Source organism: Ktedonosporobacter rubrisoli (genome assembly GCF_004208415.1).
GTDB lineage: Bacteria > Chloroflexota > Ktedonobacteria > Ktedonobacterales > Ktedonobacteraceae > Ktedonosporobacter > Ktedonosporobacter rubrisoli.
Map to the genome: position 1 here is coordinate 3,068,749 of NZ_CP035758.1, position 14,251 is coordinate 3,082,999.

At 49.7% G+C, this 14,251-nt stretch carries 13 protein-coding genes; 7 read left to right on the forward strand and 6 right to left on the reverse strand.

The genetic code is table 11. The features are described 5' to 3' along the window. The first annotated feature begins 177 nt into the window (after window positions 1–177). The 4 genes from EPA93_RS49045 to EPA93_RS13870 all read left to right on the forward strand — a co-directional run bounded on the left by EPA93_RS49045 (window position 178) and on the right by EPA93_RS13870 (window position 2,408). Window positions 178–537: a TrmB family transcriptional regulator gene (locus EPA93_RS49045; protein ID WP_207229537.1), complete on the forward strand. Its 360-nt coding sequence runs from the start codon at window positions 178–180 to the stop codon at window positions 535–537. After that, window positions 510–971: a phospholipase D-like domain-containing protein gene (locus tag EPA93_RS49050; protein WP_207229538.1), complete on the forward strand. Its 462-nt coding sequence runs from the start codon at window positions 510–512 to the stop codon at window positions 969–971. Before EPA93_RS49045 ends, EPA93_RS49050 begins: the two co-directional genes overlap by 28 nt. After that, window positions 968–1,774: an inositol monophosphatase family protein gene (locus tag EPA93_RS13865; RefSeq protein ID WP_165423086.1), complete on the forward strand. Its 807-nt coding sequence runs from the start codon at window positions 968–970 to the stop codon at window positions 1,772–1,774. Before EPA93_RS49050 ends, EPA93_RS13865 begins: the two co-directional genes overlap by 4 nt. 229 nt (window positions 1,775–2,003) lie before the next feature. After that, window positions 2,004–2,408: a hypothetical protein gene (locus EPA93_RS13870; RefSeq protein WP_129888095.1), complete on the forward strand. Its 405-nt coding sequence runs from the start codon at window positions 2,004–2,006 to the stop codon at window positions 2,406–2,408. A gap of 31 nt (window positions 2,409–2,439) precedes the next feature. Here the strand turns inward: EPA93_RS13870 and EPA93_RS13875 are convergent, their stop codons facing one another. Together EPA93_RS13875 and EPA93_RS13880 are read right to left on the reverse strand one after the other, a co-directional pair. Next, the gene (locus EPA93_RS13875; RefSeq protein WP_129888096.1) at window positions 2,440–3,774 is read right to left on the reverse strand and encodes a PQQ-like beta-propeller repeat protein; all 1,335 of its coding nucleotides are present in this window, start codon (window positions 3,772–3,774) and stop codon (window positions 2,440–2,442) included. Between the two features lie 280 nt (window positions 3,775–4,054). Further along, window positions 4,055–5,812: a peptide ABC transporter substrate-binding protein gene (locus tag EPA93_RS13880; protein WP_129888097.1), complete on the reverse strand. Its 1,758-nt coding sequence runs from the start codon at window positions 5,810–5,812 to the stop codon at window positions 4,055–4,057. A 518-nt stretch (window positions 5,813–6,330) separates the two neighbouring features. Between EPA93_RS13880 and EPA93_RS13885 the strand changes: the two genes are divergently transcribed. After that, the gene (locus EPA93_RS13885) at window positions 6,331–6,768 is read left to right on the forward strand and encodes an acyl-CoA thioesterase (protein WP_129888098.1); all 438 of its coding nucleotides are present in this window, start codon (window positions 6,331–6,333) and stop codon (window positions 6,766–6,768) included. 36 nt (window positions 6,769–6,804) lie between these two features. Here EPA93_RS13885 and EPA93_RS13890 read toward each other — a convergent pair whose 3' ends face one another. After that, window positions 6,805–7,659 carry a sugar nucleotide-binding protein gene (locus tag EPA93_RS13890; RefSeq protein ID WP_129888099.1) on the reverse strand — a complete coding sequence of 285 codons (855 nt, stop codon included), beginning with the start codon at window positions 7,657–7,659 and terminating at the stop codon, window positions 6,805–6,807. A gap of 175 nt (window positions 7,660–7,834) precedes the next feature. After that, on the reverse strand, window positions 7,835–9,367 hold the full coding sequence (locus tag EPA93_RS13895) for a carboxypeptidase M32 (protein ID WP_165423087.1): 1,533 nt from the start codon (window positions 9,365–9,367) through the stop codon (window positions 7,835–7,837). A gap of 579 nt (window positions 9,368–9,946) precedes the next feature. On the opposite strand from EPA93_RS13895, the gene EPA93_RS13900 reads away from it, so the two are divergent. After that, window positions 9,947–11,692, forward strand: coding sequence for a peptide ABC transporter substrate-binding protein (locus EPA93_RS13900; RefSeq protein WP_129888101.1), 1,746 nt, complete (start codon window positions 9,947–9,949; stop codon window positions 11,690–11,692). Between the two features lie 168 nt (window positions 11,693–11,860). Further along, window positions 11,861–12,415, forward strand: a complete 555-nt coding sequence (locus tag EPA93_RS13905; RefSeq protein ID WP_129888102.1) for a GNAT family N-acetyltransferase — start codon at window positions 11,861–11,863, stop codon at window positions 12,413–12,415. Window positions 12,416–12,788: 373 nt separating this feature from the next. Here EPA93_RS13905 and EPA93_RS13910 read toward each other — a convergent pair whose 3' ends face one another. Together EPA93_RS13910 and EPA93_RS13915 are read right to left on the reverse strand one after the other, a co-directional pair. Next, the gene (locus EPA93_RS13910) at window positions 12,789–13,190 is read right to left on the reverse strand and encodes a hypothetical protein (protein ID WP_129888103.1); all 402 of its coding nucleotides are present in this window, start codon (window positions 13,188–13,190) and stop codon (window positions 12,789–12,791) included. 99 nt (window positions 13,191–13,289) lie between these two features. Beyond that, a complete protein-coding gene (locus EPA93_RS13915; protein WP_129888104.1) occupies window positions 13,290–14,057 on the reverse strand; it encodes a class I SAM-dependent methyltransferase in 768 nt (255 codons plus the stop codon). Between the last annotated feature and the right edge of the window lie 194 nt (window positions 14,058–14,251).

Genomic DNA, 14,251 nt, shown 5'->3' on the forward strand with positions numbered 1-14,251 from the left:
CCTGCTAACAATTATGCGAATATTCGCATAAACAGCTATAGGGAAATGTATCATAGCAGCTTTCTAATGTCAATTCTGGCATTGAGTGCAGCCCCTTGACAAAATCTCCATTAAAGGGTAGTATCCAGGCATACTACTAGTAGTATTTCATGGTACTACTAAAATGAGAAAGAACTTATGATTGAGCAACTCAGGAAGATTGGTTTATCCGAGCTTGAAGCTCGTTGCTATCTTGTATTGCATGAGGATGCGGGTTTATCTGGCTATGAAGTTGCCAGGCGTGTTTCTGTGTCGCGCACCAACGTCTATGCAGCCTTGCGCTCCTTAATGGACAAAGGTGCCTGTCGCATGATAGAGGGCGATCCTGGGCGCTATGACGCAGTACCGATTGACCAGCTTTTGCGCCATGTGCGTCGTGAATTTGAACAGAACGCCCAGGAGCTCATTAGTGAACTGAAAATGCCCCCGCGCTCTGATGCAGCTTTTTATAGCTGGCGAGGGGTCCAGCTTTGGATAAGGCCATACACAGGCTCATAGCCAATGCCCAGAAGACTATCGTTGTGGATGCTTGGTCTGAGGATATCTATCTGTTCGAAGAGGCTCTGTTAAGCGCGCAGGAGCGAGGAATTACGGTTGTGCTCATTGTGCTGGGACCATATCGGACCGCGCTGCGCAATGTCTATATCCATAAGCGTAGCACTATTCTTGAGCAGGACATAGGTCGAAAATTCTCCTTATTGTGCGACTATCGATCAGCTCTTCTCGGCAGTTTTGGTGGTGTGACAAAGCAATCAGCCCTGGAGACAGATCATCCAGCGGTAATCGAGGTGCTGAAGAACGCATTTTATCATGATCTGCTCATGCAGCATATAGAAGCAGACTTTGGCCCCTTGCTAACAGAGAAATATGGCGAGCAGTATCAGAAGCTCTTAGATTTTTACCTGAAAGAAAAAGGATGGGATTTGAAATGAAGACTATCGAGATCGATTTCGTATGTGGGCTTGTGGAGCGCGTTAATACGCATCTCATACAGTTGGCCAGGCCAAAGCCACTTCCTGCGAATAGGGAGGCGCTATTTCAGCGTTTCGAGGAGAGCAATGATTGGGCTAAGGAACAGCTTAGAAGCGCATTGTATGAGCAATATCCAGAAGTAGAGTGGCTAGATGCAGAATTTGAGCCCGATAAGCTGAGCCCAGCGGCCTTACCAGAAACTTACTGGATCTGCGATCCAATCGATGGAGCTATTCAATTTCTCCAGGGGCTAGCAGGCTGGACGACTACCCTGTGCCTGATGGAGAAAGAGCATCCTGTGTTTTCTCTTGTCTATGATGTTGAGAGGAAAGAGGCCTTCTATGCCTATGCGGGAGCTGGCGCCTTCTTAAATGGAAAGCCCTTACATGTAGCTTGTAAGCCCGATCTAGCTGATGCATTTCTGGCCACAGCTCACCCTTCGTTTATGCGCGAGGATGTCGAAGAAACACAAGCTCTGCTAAAGGCGAGTGCGCGCATCATGCCTCGCGTATTTGCTTTACGCATGTTGGGCACAGTATCATTGCAGCTTGCCTATGTGGCTGCCGGGCGCTTAGATGGCTACTGGGAGTATGGCCATGATTTGTTTGATTGGCTTGCTGGCTCACTTCTCGTTAAGGAAGCCGGCGGTACGGTGAGCGGAATCAGGCAGGATAGCTTAGCAGGCCAATATGGAGACGGCGTTATCGCCGCCAATGCGCAGCTACATGAGAAGTTACAGCTTATCTTGAATGCTGTCCAATAAGCTTGCATGTTCTGACAGCTCTGCTTTAGCGAGATAAGCAAGCGCAAAGTTGTAAATTCCTCTGTTACCTCGTAAGGTTTTCTTTCGTGCTCCTCATTAGGTAAACAGGCCGGCAAGACTATCCCATGAGATCCGCGAGGAAGATCAACGCATAAAATCCAGTTGTGAGGATGAGCTGAGGCCATTATGAAGCAAATGCCAACGGAAAAAGAATGAGGAGGGCAGAGCAATGGCAGAACAGGAGAATGTGCAGAGGGAACGCGCTAAGAATCGGCGTCCGCAGCCCGAAGCGCCCAACGTCTCTCAGGAACAGTTTACCAATCGGGGCACGCAGGAGGGATATAGTAATCTGGGGCCACATGGCGACTTTGGCGATTTTGATGATGAAGCAAATACAGCACCCGATAACTATGGTGAGCAGGATCAGTTTGCTGATCTGGATAACCAGGACCCGTATAGTAATCTTTACGATGAAGATCCTGGAAGCACGCCAGGCGGTGAGGATATGCCTGAGGATGAGCTCTATGGTTTAGCTGAGCCGTTAGCTGAGCCAGGCGACAAGAGCCGAAAGGGTGCTTCAAGAGATTGGTATGGAACACGGAGGAGCCAGGACCAGCAAGGATATCAGCAGTAACTAGAGAGAGCTGCTTCCGGGCTTCTCAGTGTTAGCGAGCAGCCCGATAGCTCCAAATCTGATAGCCATCGCTGGCCCGAAAGGCGTAGATGCTGCTGTGGGCATTGTGGTAGCAACGATCATAGCCGCTACTCGCAATATAAACATTAGTATTGTCGGCAGCAACCAGCCGTGTGGCAATTGAAGTTGGTAAGGTATTCGATTCGATCTGCCAGAGCGGCTGGCCATCGCCGGCGCGTATCGCCGAGAGGAATGGATGCACCTGCATGAGATAGAGAATGCCGTTAGCCAGAAGTATGTATCTGGGGTGGTTGAGCGTCTGTTTCCAGATCACCTTTCCAGTATCGGCCTGAAATGCATAGAGAGCATTCAACTGGGCGTAGACATGATCATCATCAGCCAGAAGCGTGTTTGTGTTCGTGGGAGTCTCGGGCGCATGAAAGCTCCAGAGCTGAGAGCCGTCGTTGATGTGCAGGGCATAGAGCGTACTACCTGTGCTCAGGAAGACGAGATCGTCCTGAACGGTCACTGCATATCCCTCATCGCTTTCTTGTGGGAGGTGAACTGAGAAATGCCATACCTCTTGCCCCGATTGAGCGCGAAGCGCCCAAAACGAGTTGTTAGCCTGGACCAGGAGCGCATCAGGAGTCGGGATGATTTGCGTAATTTTATACTTGTCGTAAGCTATAGAGGGAATCTTCTGCTCGCGCGTCCACTGCACCGTACCATCCTGGGCGCGCAGACAGAGCAGGCGAAGCGTAATCGTGGGGATATCATCGGCACTACGTCCATCAAATGTGGTGATATAGACATGCTCGCGATCAGCCGCCTGCAGCCTCATAAAGGCCTGGTCGCTAGGAGTCTTCCAGAGCAACTTGCCATCGCTAGCCCGCAATGCCACAAAGTAGCGATCATATTGCCCGTAAACTGTTCCGTTGACGACCAGGGGGGCGCGGGTCTCGACGGGCCTGTAGGTTACGACGGTATCCTTTGCCGTTTCCCAGAGCGTTTGGCCATCACTGATGCGAACCGCTGCCAATCTATTAGATTGGACATAAAGAATGCCATCCTGAGCGGTAAGAGCCCAGGCATCCAGGCCTGGTTTCTCCCAGAGCACCTTCCCATTTGCGGTTCTGGCTGCTAAATGGGCTGGTTGAATATAGATATTTCCCTCAATTGTACTTACCTTTAAGAGTGACGGCGGAGTTGGCGCGGCCAGGGCACAGAGGGGATTATAGGGAGAAATTGTTTCTAGATAGAGATAGGTGCCGAAAAATAACAGAACACAGCACAGCACGAGCAGTGAAGGTAAGACCAACCGTCGAGTGTACCCGCGCTTAATGGCTTTGGAAATAGAAGAACCCATCAATACTTTTCCTGGTTATCTTGCGCTTGATGTGCCTCGCTGTCTACCCCAGGGACAGGACCTTACGCCTCTTTCTGTATGATCGCCATGCCGGCCTAAAAAGATCAGTAATAAAAACGCTTGACGCAATTATAGTAAAACTGTAACAAAATGAGGAATCAGCTCAGCCGACTCAATATTACCATCTCAGAGTCGATGGTGTAAAGTTTTGCGCAAAAGGTCCAGGGATAGAAGCAAGCTTTGGCTGGCCTGCCTCCGTCCCTGAAATCCTGGTGCTGATTTACTGATACTGGCTAGTGTTAGCGCAAGGAGTTTGTGTGGAAATGTATAAATTGGCCCAATCGGGTCGATAGGGGATGCCATAGTGCCCATAGGCGTTGTGGGGCCAGTTAACAACGCATGGTTTCACCACGTAGAAGGTCTGTTTCTGGCCTAACACGATCCAGGCCACATCATCGACAAGCTGCTGCTCTGCGTGAGCATAGAGCTTCATTCGCTCCTTGGGATCGCCGATACTGGAATCGGCTTTTACCAGCTCGTCGATAACCTGCTTTTGCGCAGGCGTATAGCCATAATTGGCATAATTAGAGCCTGAGCCTGGCGCGAACATCTGCGTTGTCCAGGATCGTGGATCGGGCGCGCCCTGCCAGCCGAGTGAGGCCGCCATAACGTTCTTATTCCCGATCGTACCGTTAATATCGGCGATAAGTTTATTAAAGTCGACGGTGTTGATCTTGACGGAGATGCCCAGCGCGCTTTGCCACATTTGTTGCATAACTGCCCACTGATCGCTAAGAGCTTGTGTACCAGCAACAGTTACCTCAAAAGAGATAGGAGGTAACGTCGCAGTCGTCAGCCCCTCTTCCTGTAAGCCTTCCTGGAAGAGCTTTTTGGCCAGAGCTGGATCACCGGCTGTACTCTTGACGCCAGCCGGTCCGCTGAGGTCGAGATTATAGCCAGCTGCCCCTTGAGGAATAATATGGTTGGTTGGGATAATCGTGTTATGCCATACTTTGCTCGCGATGAGATCCTTATTGAGGGCCAGGGAAAAAGCCTGGCGGATCTTGATGTTGTTAAACGGCTTGACCATGTAGTTCATTGTCGCGAAGCGGTTGCTGAGGGTGGGGTCTACGTGTAATTGCCCATTAGGTAGATTGCGAGCAGCTTCCGTATTAACTGTCGGCACAAACGAAAAGTCTACGCGATCAACCTGGTACTCCTTGTAGGTATTGTCAGCCGCCGAGTAGAGAGGCATCACCACTTTTTTCAGCTGTGGCTTTGGTCCAAAATAATTAGAATTGGGTACAAAGGTGAGAACCTTATTGTGCTCATAGCGTTGTAGTATCCAGGGACCAGAGCTGCCAGCGCCTTCGGTAAGGTGACCAACCCAGCCTGTACCATATTTCTCTACAAAACTCTTTTGCAGCACTGCGGCCCGTATAGAATTGAGCGAATCCAGCAGATAAGCCGCTGGTAAGCTGGTTTTGACAATAACAGTCTGGGGATCAGGAGCCAAAATGCTATCGCCAATAATTGTCTTGATCTGACCGGCAACCAGCTTATCTGCGTCCTTAATTACGCCTAGCTCGGTAGCCGCAAAAGGAGATTTCGTCGCAGGCTGCAAGGCACGATCAAGGCTGTAGACAACATCTTCTGAAGTTAACGGGCTGCCGTCGCTGAACTTCAAGCCCGGTTTTAGATGGAATGTCCAACTCAGACCATCCGCGCTTTGTGAATAGGACTGAGCTAGCTCCGGCTGTATGTTTGCCTTATCATCATATGTAACGAGATTGCTGAAGAGCATAGCTTCTGGCTGGCCTGAATAGACGTCGCTGATCTTAGGAGGGTCCAGGGTCGCGACATCTTGAACTCCGCCAATAGGAAAAATAAGGATTTGCTGCTTCTCAGAAGCTTTATTGGAGGGTGCAGGGGTCGCGTTTGCCCCGTTGCCGCTAGTATTGCCGCTGCCACCACAGGCGGTTAGCAATATAGCGAAGACAATAAATAGAGAGAATAGAAAATGCCTTTTGTGATGCATGAGGCAAATCTCCTTCTTCAAACCTAAAGTGGCGCTGAAATTATTGGCTGGTCAGCATATTTTCCGTGGCATAACCTGAGCCAAGTGCAAAACTATTAAGTGGTAGTGACTCTGGGCGCATCACCTCCAATCTTATGTTTCGGGCTTTGCATAATAAAGATGAAATATATTATTTTACCCAACTATAAAAGTCAAAAGAAATAATGAAAGAAATAAAGCTAGAAGATTTATTCATGCATATTACGTTTCTAGACTTAAAGCATTATAAGCTGTACAAAAATTTTCAGATAGTTATATTGGTATTATCTATACTACGTGCTGGGGATGTACAATCTCACCTGCATATAGAAGATTTATAAAGTTGAGCTGAGGTGAACGCTTGAAAATTGCGGATCGCGGGGGCTAGAATGAAGAGGAAACGTTTCCCCCCTTTATGATGAGCAGGTTATGCTAGATAAAATCTGCCTGAGCTTAGAAGACAGGGGAGAAAGCAAATATTTTATTTGAGGAAAGAGCATATGCCACGAGTTAGTATCCAGGTGCGAGTTCCTTTTTCAGATGTGGACCGCACGGGACGCATCCACTTTACTGCTATGTTGCGCTACATGGAAGTTGCCGAACATGAATTAGTGCGTACGCTGGGCTTTCCACGGGCCACGTCTTTCGCCGACATCGAGTTTCCGCGGGTTCACGTATCCTGCGACTATCGACGAGCTGTGTGCTATGATGATCGGCTCAGTGTCGAAGCTAGGATAGCCCATGTAAGCCACAGCTCGTGGCGGGTCGCCTTCACTGCACGTCTTTTGCAGGAAGTTAGCAAGCAGGAAGGAGAACAAGCTCTTGTCGAAGGAGAGATTGCGGCTGAAGGCGAAATGACAATTGTGGCGCTTGATAAACTGACGGAGCGGGCCAGAGCTCTACCAGATGAGCTGCGGCAAGCTCTGACTTCTGATTGATCCCCTTACCTTCTGGAAGCCGTATACTGGCGTAATTTAGGTTCTTTGAGAATCCTGTCGGGCCAAAGCTTCGGGAACAGAAAGCACCTTGATATCCAGTAGCTTATGCATCAGGCTGGTATCCAAGGAAGTATCGGCAGGATATGGCGCATCAGCAAGCATGCGGGTGGGCAGAAGGCCCTGGCATGGCACATGCAGAGCTTCCATGGCCTGGCGATAAAAATCATAAACGCTTAACGCCGGGCCAGCTACATGAACGATACCGACATAAGGAGAGCAGGTGAGCTGGCTGATTGCCGGGGCTGCCTGCATGACCGCCAGCGGACTTTTCAGCATGTTGGTAAAATAGGAGAGTGTATCGCCGGCGAGAAGATGTTTGCGAAGATTGTTAAGCCTGTGATCGAGGTTGCCAAGTGAGTAGCCATAGAGATAGCTGGGCCTGATGATACAAAAATCTGCGCATAGCTTTTGGACTATCTCTTCAAAGCATTGCAAGTTGCGACCGTAAGGCGTTGTTGGAGCAGGCATATCAGTTTCAGTGTATTTTCCTTGCTTGCCGTCGAAGATGCCATCGCTAGAGATATAGATCACACGGCAACTCCGGCAGGCTTGTATGAGCCTGGTCGCTTGCAGCCTCAAGGTGGCGAAGTCATAGGCTGGATTAGCCGCTTCGTAGGCCATGGCAGCGGCAATAACGACAGTATCGATATGATGTTGCTCTAATAGCGGGTAGATCTCGTCTGTCCAGAAATCATAGCGCACCGAATGGGCAAAGTGTGCCGCTGAACGATGTGTAGGAATGACCTCGCATGTTTGTTGGAGCTGGGCCGTGAGCTCGCGTCCTAAATAACCTGCCGAACCTAGAAGTAATATTTGCTTGCTCCTTGACACTGTTTTCCCTCCTCCATAGGCTCTTTTCTAGAGGACCCTATCCATTATAATGTATGGCTGCTTTTGTCTGGACCTTGAGCTTTACCGTGCAGAGCAGGCTGCATACCTGTAACTGATTACAGGCTGCAGCCTATGGGTCGTGCTCTGCTCAATGGCGAATATAGCTCAATCCGAGCTAGCTTTCAGGTGAGAGGTCGTAGATTTTCTCGAATTTTCCTGTCAGGTAGGACAGAAGATAATTTGGGTTCATTGACTCACCCGTCAGGCGAACCATGAGATCCTGCGGCAGGTAGGTGGCACCTATAGAATACATATGCTCGCTGAGCCATTGTAGGATAAAGGAAGTGTCGCCCCCGGCCAGCCGTTCCTTCAGATCTGGGAACTCGCTCTGGAGCTTTTTGAAGATCTGGGCTGCACAGATATTACCTATTGTATAGCCCTGGAAGCCGCCAAAGCCATCGGACCAGTGCATATCCTGTAAGACACCTACAGTATCATTCTCGGGCTCTATCCCCAGATATTCGCGGTATTTTTCGTTCCAGAGGCGTGGCAGCGATTCTACAGAGATTTCACCATTGACCAGGACCTTCTCCAGCTCGAAACGAACCATGATATGTAGGTTGTAGGTGACTTCATCAGCCTCAACGCGAATCAAGCTGGGCTCGACCTTGTTGAGAGCTTGCACGAATGTGGGCAATGGAACTTCCGCGAAGTGTTGGGGGAAAGCCTCCTGAACCAGGGCAAATTTCTTCTGCCAGAAGGGCTCGGAGCGGCCGATGACATTCTCCCACAGGCGAGATTGCGATTCGTGGATGCCAGATGAAGCTCCGCCGGCTAACGGTGTGCGTAAGAGAGAGGGCGCGCTTCCCTGCTCATAGAGGGCGTGGCCGCCTTCGTGTAAAGCTGCCATAAGCGCCATCGGCAAAAACTGCTCGCTGTAGCGCACCGTGAAGCGTACGTCCAGCGGCGTGCCAAAGTCGATCATAAAAGGATGTGCCGAGCTAGCAATCATACCACGCGTAAAGTCATAGCCAACGCTGGCGGCCATTTTCTTGCATAGGGCTTCTTGCTGGCTTATGGGAAAATTGCCGAAGAGGCAGGCAGTATCGATGGTTTTGCCGCTAGCCTGAATGCGTTTAAGTAGCCGGGTACTGACGTCGCGTATTGGTACAAATAGAGCCTCAACTTCGCTAGCTGTCAGACCGGGGTCGTGGAGATCGATCAATGCATCAAAGCGCGTCTCGGTATAACCCAGCCGATCGGCAATTTCGCGCTGTAGATGTACGGTACGCTGCAGCCAGGGGGCAAAGCTGGCAAAGTCGTTATTCTGTCGGGCTTTAACCCAGCTTTCCAGGCTAGCGACAGCCACTTTTGCCCTCTCTTCAACTAATTCGGGAGGCAATTTGGTTGCTTGATCATAGCTCCGGCGTGCATGACGCACAAGACTGCGGTCGGCATCTGTAAAGCGGCTTTGGCTAACCACGCCCTCTAGCTCTTGCAATAGTTTGCCCAGCGCAGGGTCCGACTGTCGTTCGTGGATGATTCCATCAAGGGTTGCTACCTGGTGCATGCGCGCTTCGCCAGCTCTTTCAGGCATCTGGGTATGCTGATCCCAGGATGCCAGGGCTTCCAGCTTTAGCAGGTCTGTAGTCTCCTGGACGCGCTTAAGTAAAGTGCTGATACGTTCATCGCTAGTTGTAAATTGCATAGTTTCTCCAGAGTTATTTTCTGACATCATCCGATCTTTCTCCTGAGAATGAATTTATGGCTTGCTGCTAGCCATCGTGCAAAGTGAGTACTGTTTAGTCGTACTATCGGCCAAGCGTTTTAGAGAGATTGCTTGCGTACTCCATTGACGAGCGATACCACCTGGAGTATAGCAAACATCGTAAAATGTGTAAGCTTGCGGGTGCTTGCATGTTCTCTAAAAGCCCTGGTAAGCCACTGTGAACGCTCTGCTATACTCTATTATATGCTACAAATATGGCCTACAGGCCCCAATTCGTGCACTTTTTTACCACCCATGAAAAAATGTGAGTTTTAGCAAGCAAGAGACGTAATACTACTACAAGATGAAGAGATTCTAGTAGTCTACTGCACCAGACTCATTTATCGTGTTTGGGTATATTAACTGCGGGCCTCCCATGCAGAAATAGAAAAAGAATCACCTTCATATAGATTACAACAAATCATTCTTGTAATTATAAGGAAGGATGAGTGTAAAATAGGAATAGGAGTATTTCATTATTGAGCATATCAATAGCAATAAGGAGGAATATTTTCCAGCATGAGATCTCTGCATAAGATCCTGCTACCCGTCTGTTTGCTAAGCGCCCTGCTCATTACTGCCTGCGGAGGCAATCCGAGTAATTCACAGACTACACAACATGCCAAGGCGCCTGACAACAAGCAAGTTCTGGTCAGTGTGTATGCTGCAGGAGCAGGTGTTTCCGATTTTAGCACTATCGATCCCGCGCTCGCCTATGATGTACCAGGGGTTACCGCCGTTAGTTCAATATTTACCGGTCTGGTAGCCCTTGATGATAACTTGCAGATGCATGGGCAAATGGCCCAATCGTGGGAGCGCTCTTCTGATGGGTTAACCTGGACATTTCACCTCAAGCCCAACTTGAAATTTAGTGATGGTACCCCTCTTACCTCGCACGATATTGCGTATAGCATTGATCGCGCGCTGCAGCCGGCCACCAAGTCTACCACAGCTCTCTACTATATGGGGTATATCAAGGATAGTGATAAGCTAAACGGAGGGTCCATAAAGACGATTATTGGAGATAGCCTGCTCACCCCCGACGATAACACACTCAAAATCGTCGTGAGCAAGCCCATCGCCTTTTTCCTTGATACGCTAACTTATCCCTGTGCGTACACCGTCGAGAAGAGCCTGATCGACAAATATGGCTCGCGGTGGACCGATCACATGGATGAGGGCGGTAGCACAGGGCCATTTAAGATGAAGCGCTACACCCATAACACAGAGCTTGTGCTGGTCCCCAATACTAATTATTATGGTCCTAAGCCCCAACTGAAGGAGCTTGTTTACCCTCTCTATAAAAATGCTGATACCACACGCAAGGATTATCTTACCGATCGCCTCGATGATACCGGCATTCCGCTTTCGAACTATGATCAGGACAAGACGCGTAAAGACTTCTGGAGCGTACCCTATCTGAGTATTGAATATCTGGCAATGAACTTTACCAAGAAGCCTTTCGATAATCTTCACATTCGCCAGGCTTTTGCCCTTGCCATAAATAAGGACTTGATTGCCTCAAATATCTGGAAAGGATCGTACGTAGCTACTAACCACATTGTTCCCCAGGGGATGTATGGTTATGATGCAGGGCTAACCGGGCCTGAAGGAGTCAAAGGGACGGCTGGCGATCCCGCCAAGGCCAAACAACTGCTCCAACAAGGTATCCAGGAAGGTGGATATGGTAGCATCAATCAACTGCCCCCGATCACGTTAACCTATGCCAGCAGCGGAGTGCAAGCCTATCGTGATACGATGGCAGCATTACAGCAGATGTGGCAGCAAGTGCTGGGCGTAAACGTGAAGCTTAGCGATATTGACGCTAATACGATGAGTAGCAATACAACAAATGGCGTCTCCGCTAATCCATATCAATTCTATGCAGGCTACTGGGGCGCTGATTACCCCGATCCGCAGGACTGGCTCACTATTCAGTTTGGCAAAGATGCAGCTGACAACAGTATGGGGTTTGGGCAGAATAAGGGTCCCAATGCTCAGGCAGAGCAGGCCTTGCAAGACCAGATGGTACAGGCCGATGTGATGCAGGACCCTGATGCTCGCCTGGCCACATACAATAAGATTGAACAGGGTGTTGTCAACTCTGTCGGCTGGACATCGTTAGTGCAGAAGTCGCAATATGGTTTGCGCAAACCCTGCGTCCAGGGTTTTAAGATCACTTCCCTGCAACTGACGCCTCCCGATGACTGGGGTAACATTTATATCTCAACAGATTCGCCCTGTGCGAACGCCACTGTTTCGTAGAAGGTTGCCAAACGCAAGAGCCGCTGGGAACTTTTCTCAGAGGCTCTTTTCTTATGCGATAATAACAAACGGCGAGAAATACAGATCTGCTAACCGCTGTATTTCTTTGGCGATATATTGATAAACTTTTATGTTTTTGAGTTCTTATTTGTTGGGGAAAGGAGTTCCATGTTTACATATGATCTGGGAGAAGGAGCAGCTTTACAAATTCTAGAGCTGCACCAGGCTTCGGCTTTGCTTGAATTTGTCAAAGAGAATCGAGAGTACCTGGGGAAATGGATGGGATGGGCGAAAGATATGCAGACCCGGGAAGATGCCGAAGGCTTCATCAAGCGAGGGCTTACACGCTTCAATGAAAATGGCTTGCCCTGGGTGGGCATCTGGCTCGAAGGGCGCATGGCCGGTGGTATCCTCTTCTTTCCCGTGGATGAGGCCATCAACTCAACGGAGATTGGCTATTGGCTTGGTCAACAGGTGGCGGGGCGAGGCTTAATGACGCGTGCGCTTAGATCTATGCTGCGCTATCCATTTGAATTTCTCAAGCTGAATCGGGTCGGGCTGCAGGCAGATGTGCGGAATATACGCTCACGCGCCGTAGCCGAGCGGCTGGGCTTTACATTTGAGGGGATTCGCCGGCAAAGCTGGATGCACGATGGCCAGCTCATCGATCTGGCCACCTATTCTTTATTGGCTCATGAGTGGCGAGAGCTACAACAGCACTGATAAAGAATCAGCATAAATCCAGTTTTAAGGGAAATAAGCACCTCTTTATCTTCCTCCTGTCTCTAATCCTGGGAAGACAATGATGGGTTTCGGGAACACGATATCTCAAAACTATGACCAGCAGGCCATCTGCCATTTGTCCTGCTGGCCAGATATGGGTCAGCGCATCCAAACCTGAACGCCTAAAGGTTTAATACGCTGGCCCATCATATGCCCAATTTCACTGAGTTCCCCACAGCCGATAGTCTTACTGAGGCAAAAGCATTCCTTCAATCGCCATTGGCCTGTCTCGGGACAAACCTTAAGCTTTCATTATCTCTTTCCTCTTGGATCTTATGAGCAGACCTATCGTCGTAAACACAAGTTGACATCCTTAAGATACCTGGATCACTTCTTTGCCGGCAACTAGCTTCTGTGTGCTCTCTATATATTGTCCACAAATTCTTTCGATCAGGATAACAGCAGCTGCTCCAATAAGCAGATGAGCCACCCGGATCAGCCAGTGGAAATCCCCTGTGAGGATCAGCATCTGGGTTCTCCCAAACACTGGAACAATGATGGTCATGACAATAGCTACGATCCCCAGAACTCTGAGTCCCCTGGTGAATATGGCAACAATACCTGCGACCAGAAGTGCGAGAGCGACTAAAAAACCAAAAAGCATATGAATCTCGATAAAGCTAATATGGAAAAACCAGTGCAGCAGGCCAAGAATAAGTGCTCCTACGCCGGCAAGTTGCCCTGCCCGCATAAGAATGCGTATAAAAATTGACATAGAGGGACTCCTTTTTCTCACTACTTGTAAAATGAGGTGTTTCAAGCCTCGACACGCGCGGGCCGATTTGTAGTTGTCGCCGCTTCTGAACCCATGCGGCTAGCGCACGGCCATCACCACGCGGTTATCAAGGCGCTGCCAGATGACCCCAACTTCGTGAAATCCTGCATCACGTAACGCAGCCAGGTGGACATCTACCAGGGCCTCAGGGGGCTTTGTTTTGCCGCTGAAGCGGCGCTCGCGTTCTGCGAAGAGCGCTTCCATCCCTGGTTCACGCCTCAGGGCCTCCCACCACATCTCCCAATTTTCGTTGCCCGCTTTGTTTGCCTCCTCACTCCAATGCTCCTGTTCGTGCTCGCAAACCCTGGTAAAGCTCGGCATATGGGGAGCAAATCCAAAGTGATCGCCGTTGAGGAAGATCCCACCAGGGCGAAGGAGGGTTCCCAACTGACGATAGAGATCCATCAGCGTCGAAGCAGGCAGCCAGTGCAAGGCTGTCGTGCTCAATATCGCGTCCACGTGCTCCTCGCCAAGCTGAGTGATCCATGAAGGCTGGCTGATATCCGCATCCACCCAGCGCAAACGCCCTTGCATGGTTCCCAGCGTTTGTTGTCCCAGCAAAAGCAGGATGGGATCTATATCTACAGCGATGCAACTGGCTTGTTGAAAACGGGATAAGAGACGCTGGCTAATTGAGCCAGGACCGCAGGCCAGATCAAGTGCGACAAAGGATTCTGGAAGTAAGGCTTCTAATACATCGAGCATAGCGGCGAAGCGTCCTTCGCGCTCGGGGAGATAATAGTTTTGTTGATGGTCCCAGCGCTGCATCCAGTTCTGCCAGTTCAATTCAGGAATGTCTTTCTGCATCTTTTGTTCTTCCTCTCTTTCAAAGGTGTACTGGTGAGATCGGAATGGGCAGCGAATCGAGCTTTCCACGCGACTCTCTCATGGCCCAAATCTCACCTACAATTATAGTGTGCCTCTGTCAGACTATCTTTGCTTGCAAGGCGTTCATCTATTGCGCTTACCGCAGTGTTGGTCGATACTCTAAACGAGAGTTG

Excerpts from the sequence above, each read along its gene's own strand:
- EPA93_RS13885 (WP_129888098.1), top strand. The coding sequence starts at position 6,331 with ATGCCACGAGTTAGTATCCAGGTGCGAGTTCCTTTTTCAGATGTGGAC.
- EPA93_RS13865 (WP_165423086.1), top strand. The coding sequence starts at position 968 with ATGAAGACTATCGAGATCGATTTCGTATGTGGGCTTGTGGAGCGCGTT.
- EPA93_RS13875 (WP_129888096.1), bottom strand. The coding sequence starts at position 3,774 with ATGGGTTCTTCTATTTCCAAAGCCATTAAGCGCGGGTACACTCGACGG.
- EPA93_RS13915 (WP_129888104.1), bottom strand. The coding sequence starts at position 14,057 with ATGCAGAAAGACATTCCTGAATTGAACTGGCAGAACTGGATGCAGCGC.
- EPA93_RS13910 (WP_129888103.1), bottom strand. The coding sequence starts at position 13,190 with ATGTCAATTTTTATACGCATTCTTATGCGGGCAGGGCAACTTGCCGGC.
- EPA93_RS49045 (WP_207229537.1), top strand. The coding sequence starts at position 178 with ATGATTGAGCAACTCAGGAAGATTGGTTTATCCGAGCTTGAAGCTCGT.
- EPA93_RS13870 (WP_129888095.1), top strand. The coding sequence starts at position 2,004 with ATGGCAGAACAGGAGAATGTGCAGAGGGAACGCGCTAAGAATCGGCGT.
- EPA93_RS13905 (WP_129888102.1), top strand. The coding sequence starts at position 11,861 with ATGTTTACATATGATCTGGGAGAAGGAGCAGCTTTACAAATTCTAGAG.
- EPA93_RS13880 (WP_129888097.1), bottom strand. The coding sequence starts at position 5,812 with ATGCATCACAAAAGGCATTTTCTATTCTCTCTATTTATTGTCTTCGCT.
- EPA93_RS13895 (WP_165423087.1), bottom strand. The coding sequence starts at position 9,367 with ATGCAATTTACAACTAGCGATGAACGTATCAGCACTTTACTTAAGCGC.
- EPA93_RS13900 (WP_129888101.1), top strand. The coding sequence starts at position 9,947 with ATGAGATCTCTGCATAAGATCCTGCTACCCGTCTGTTTGCTAAGCGCC.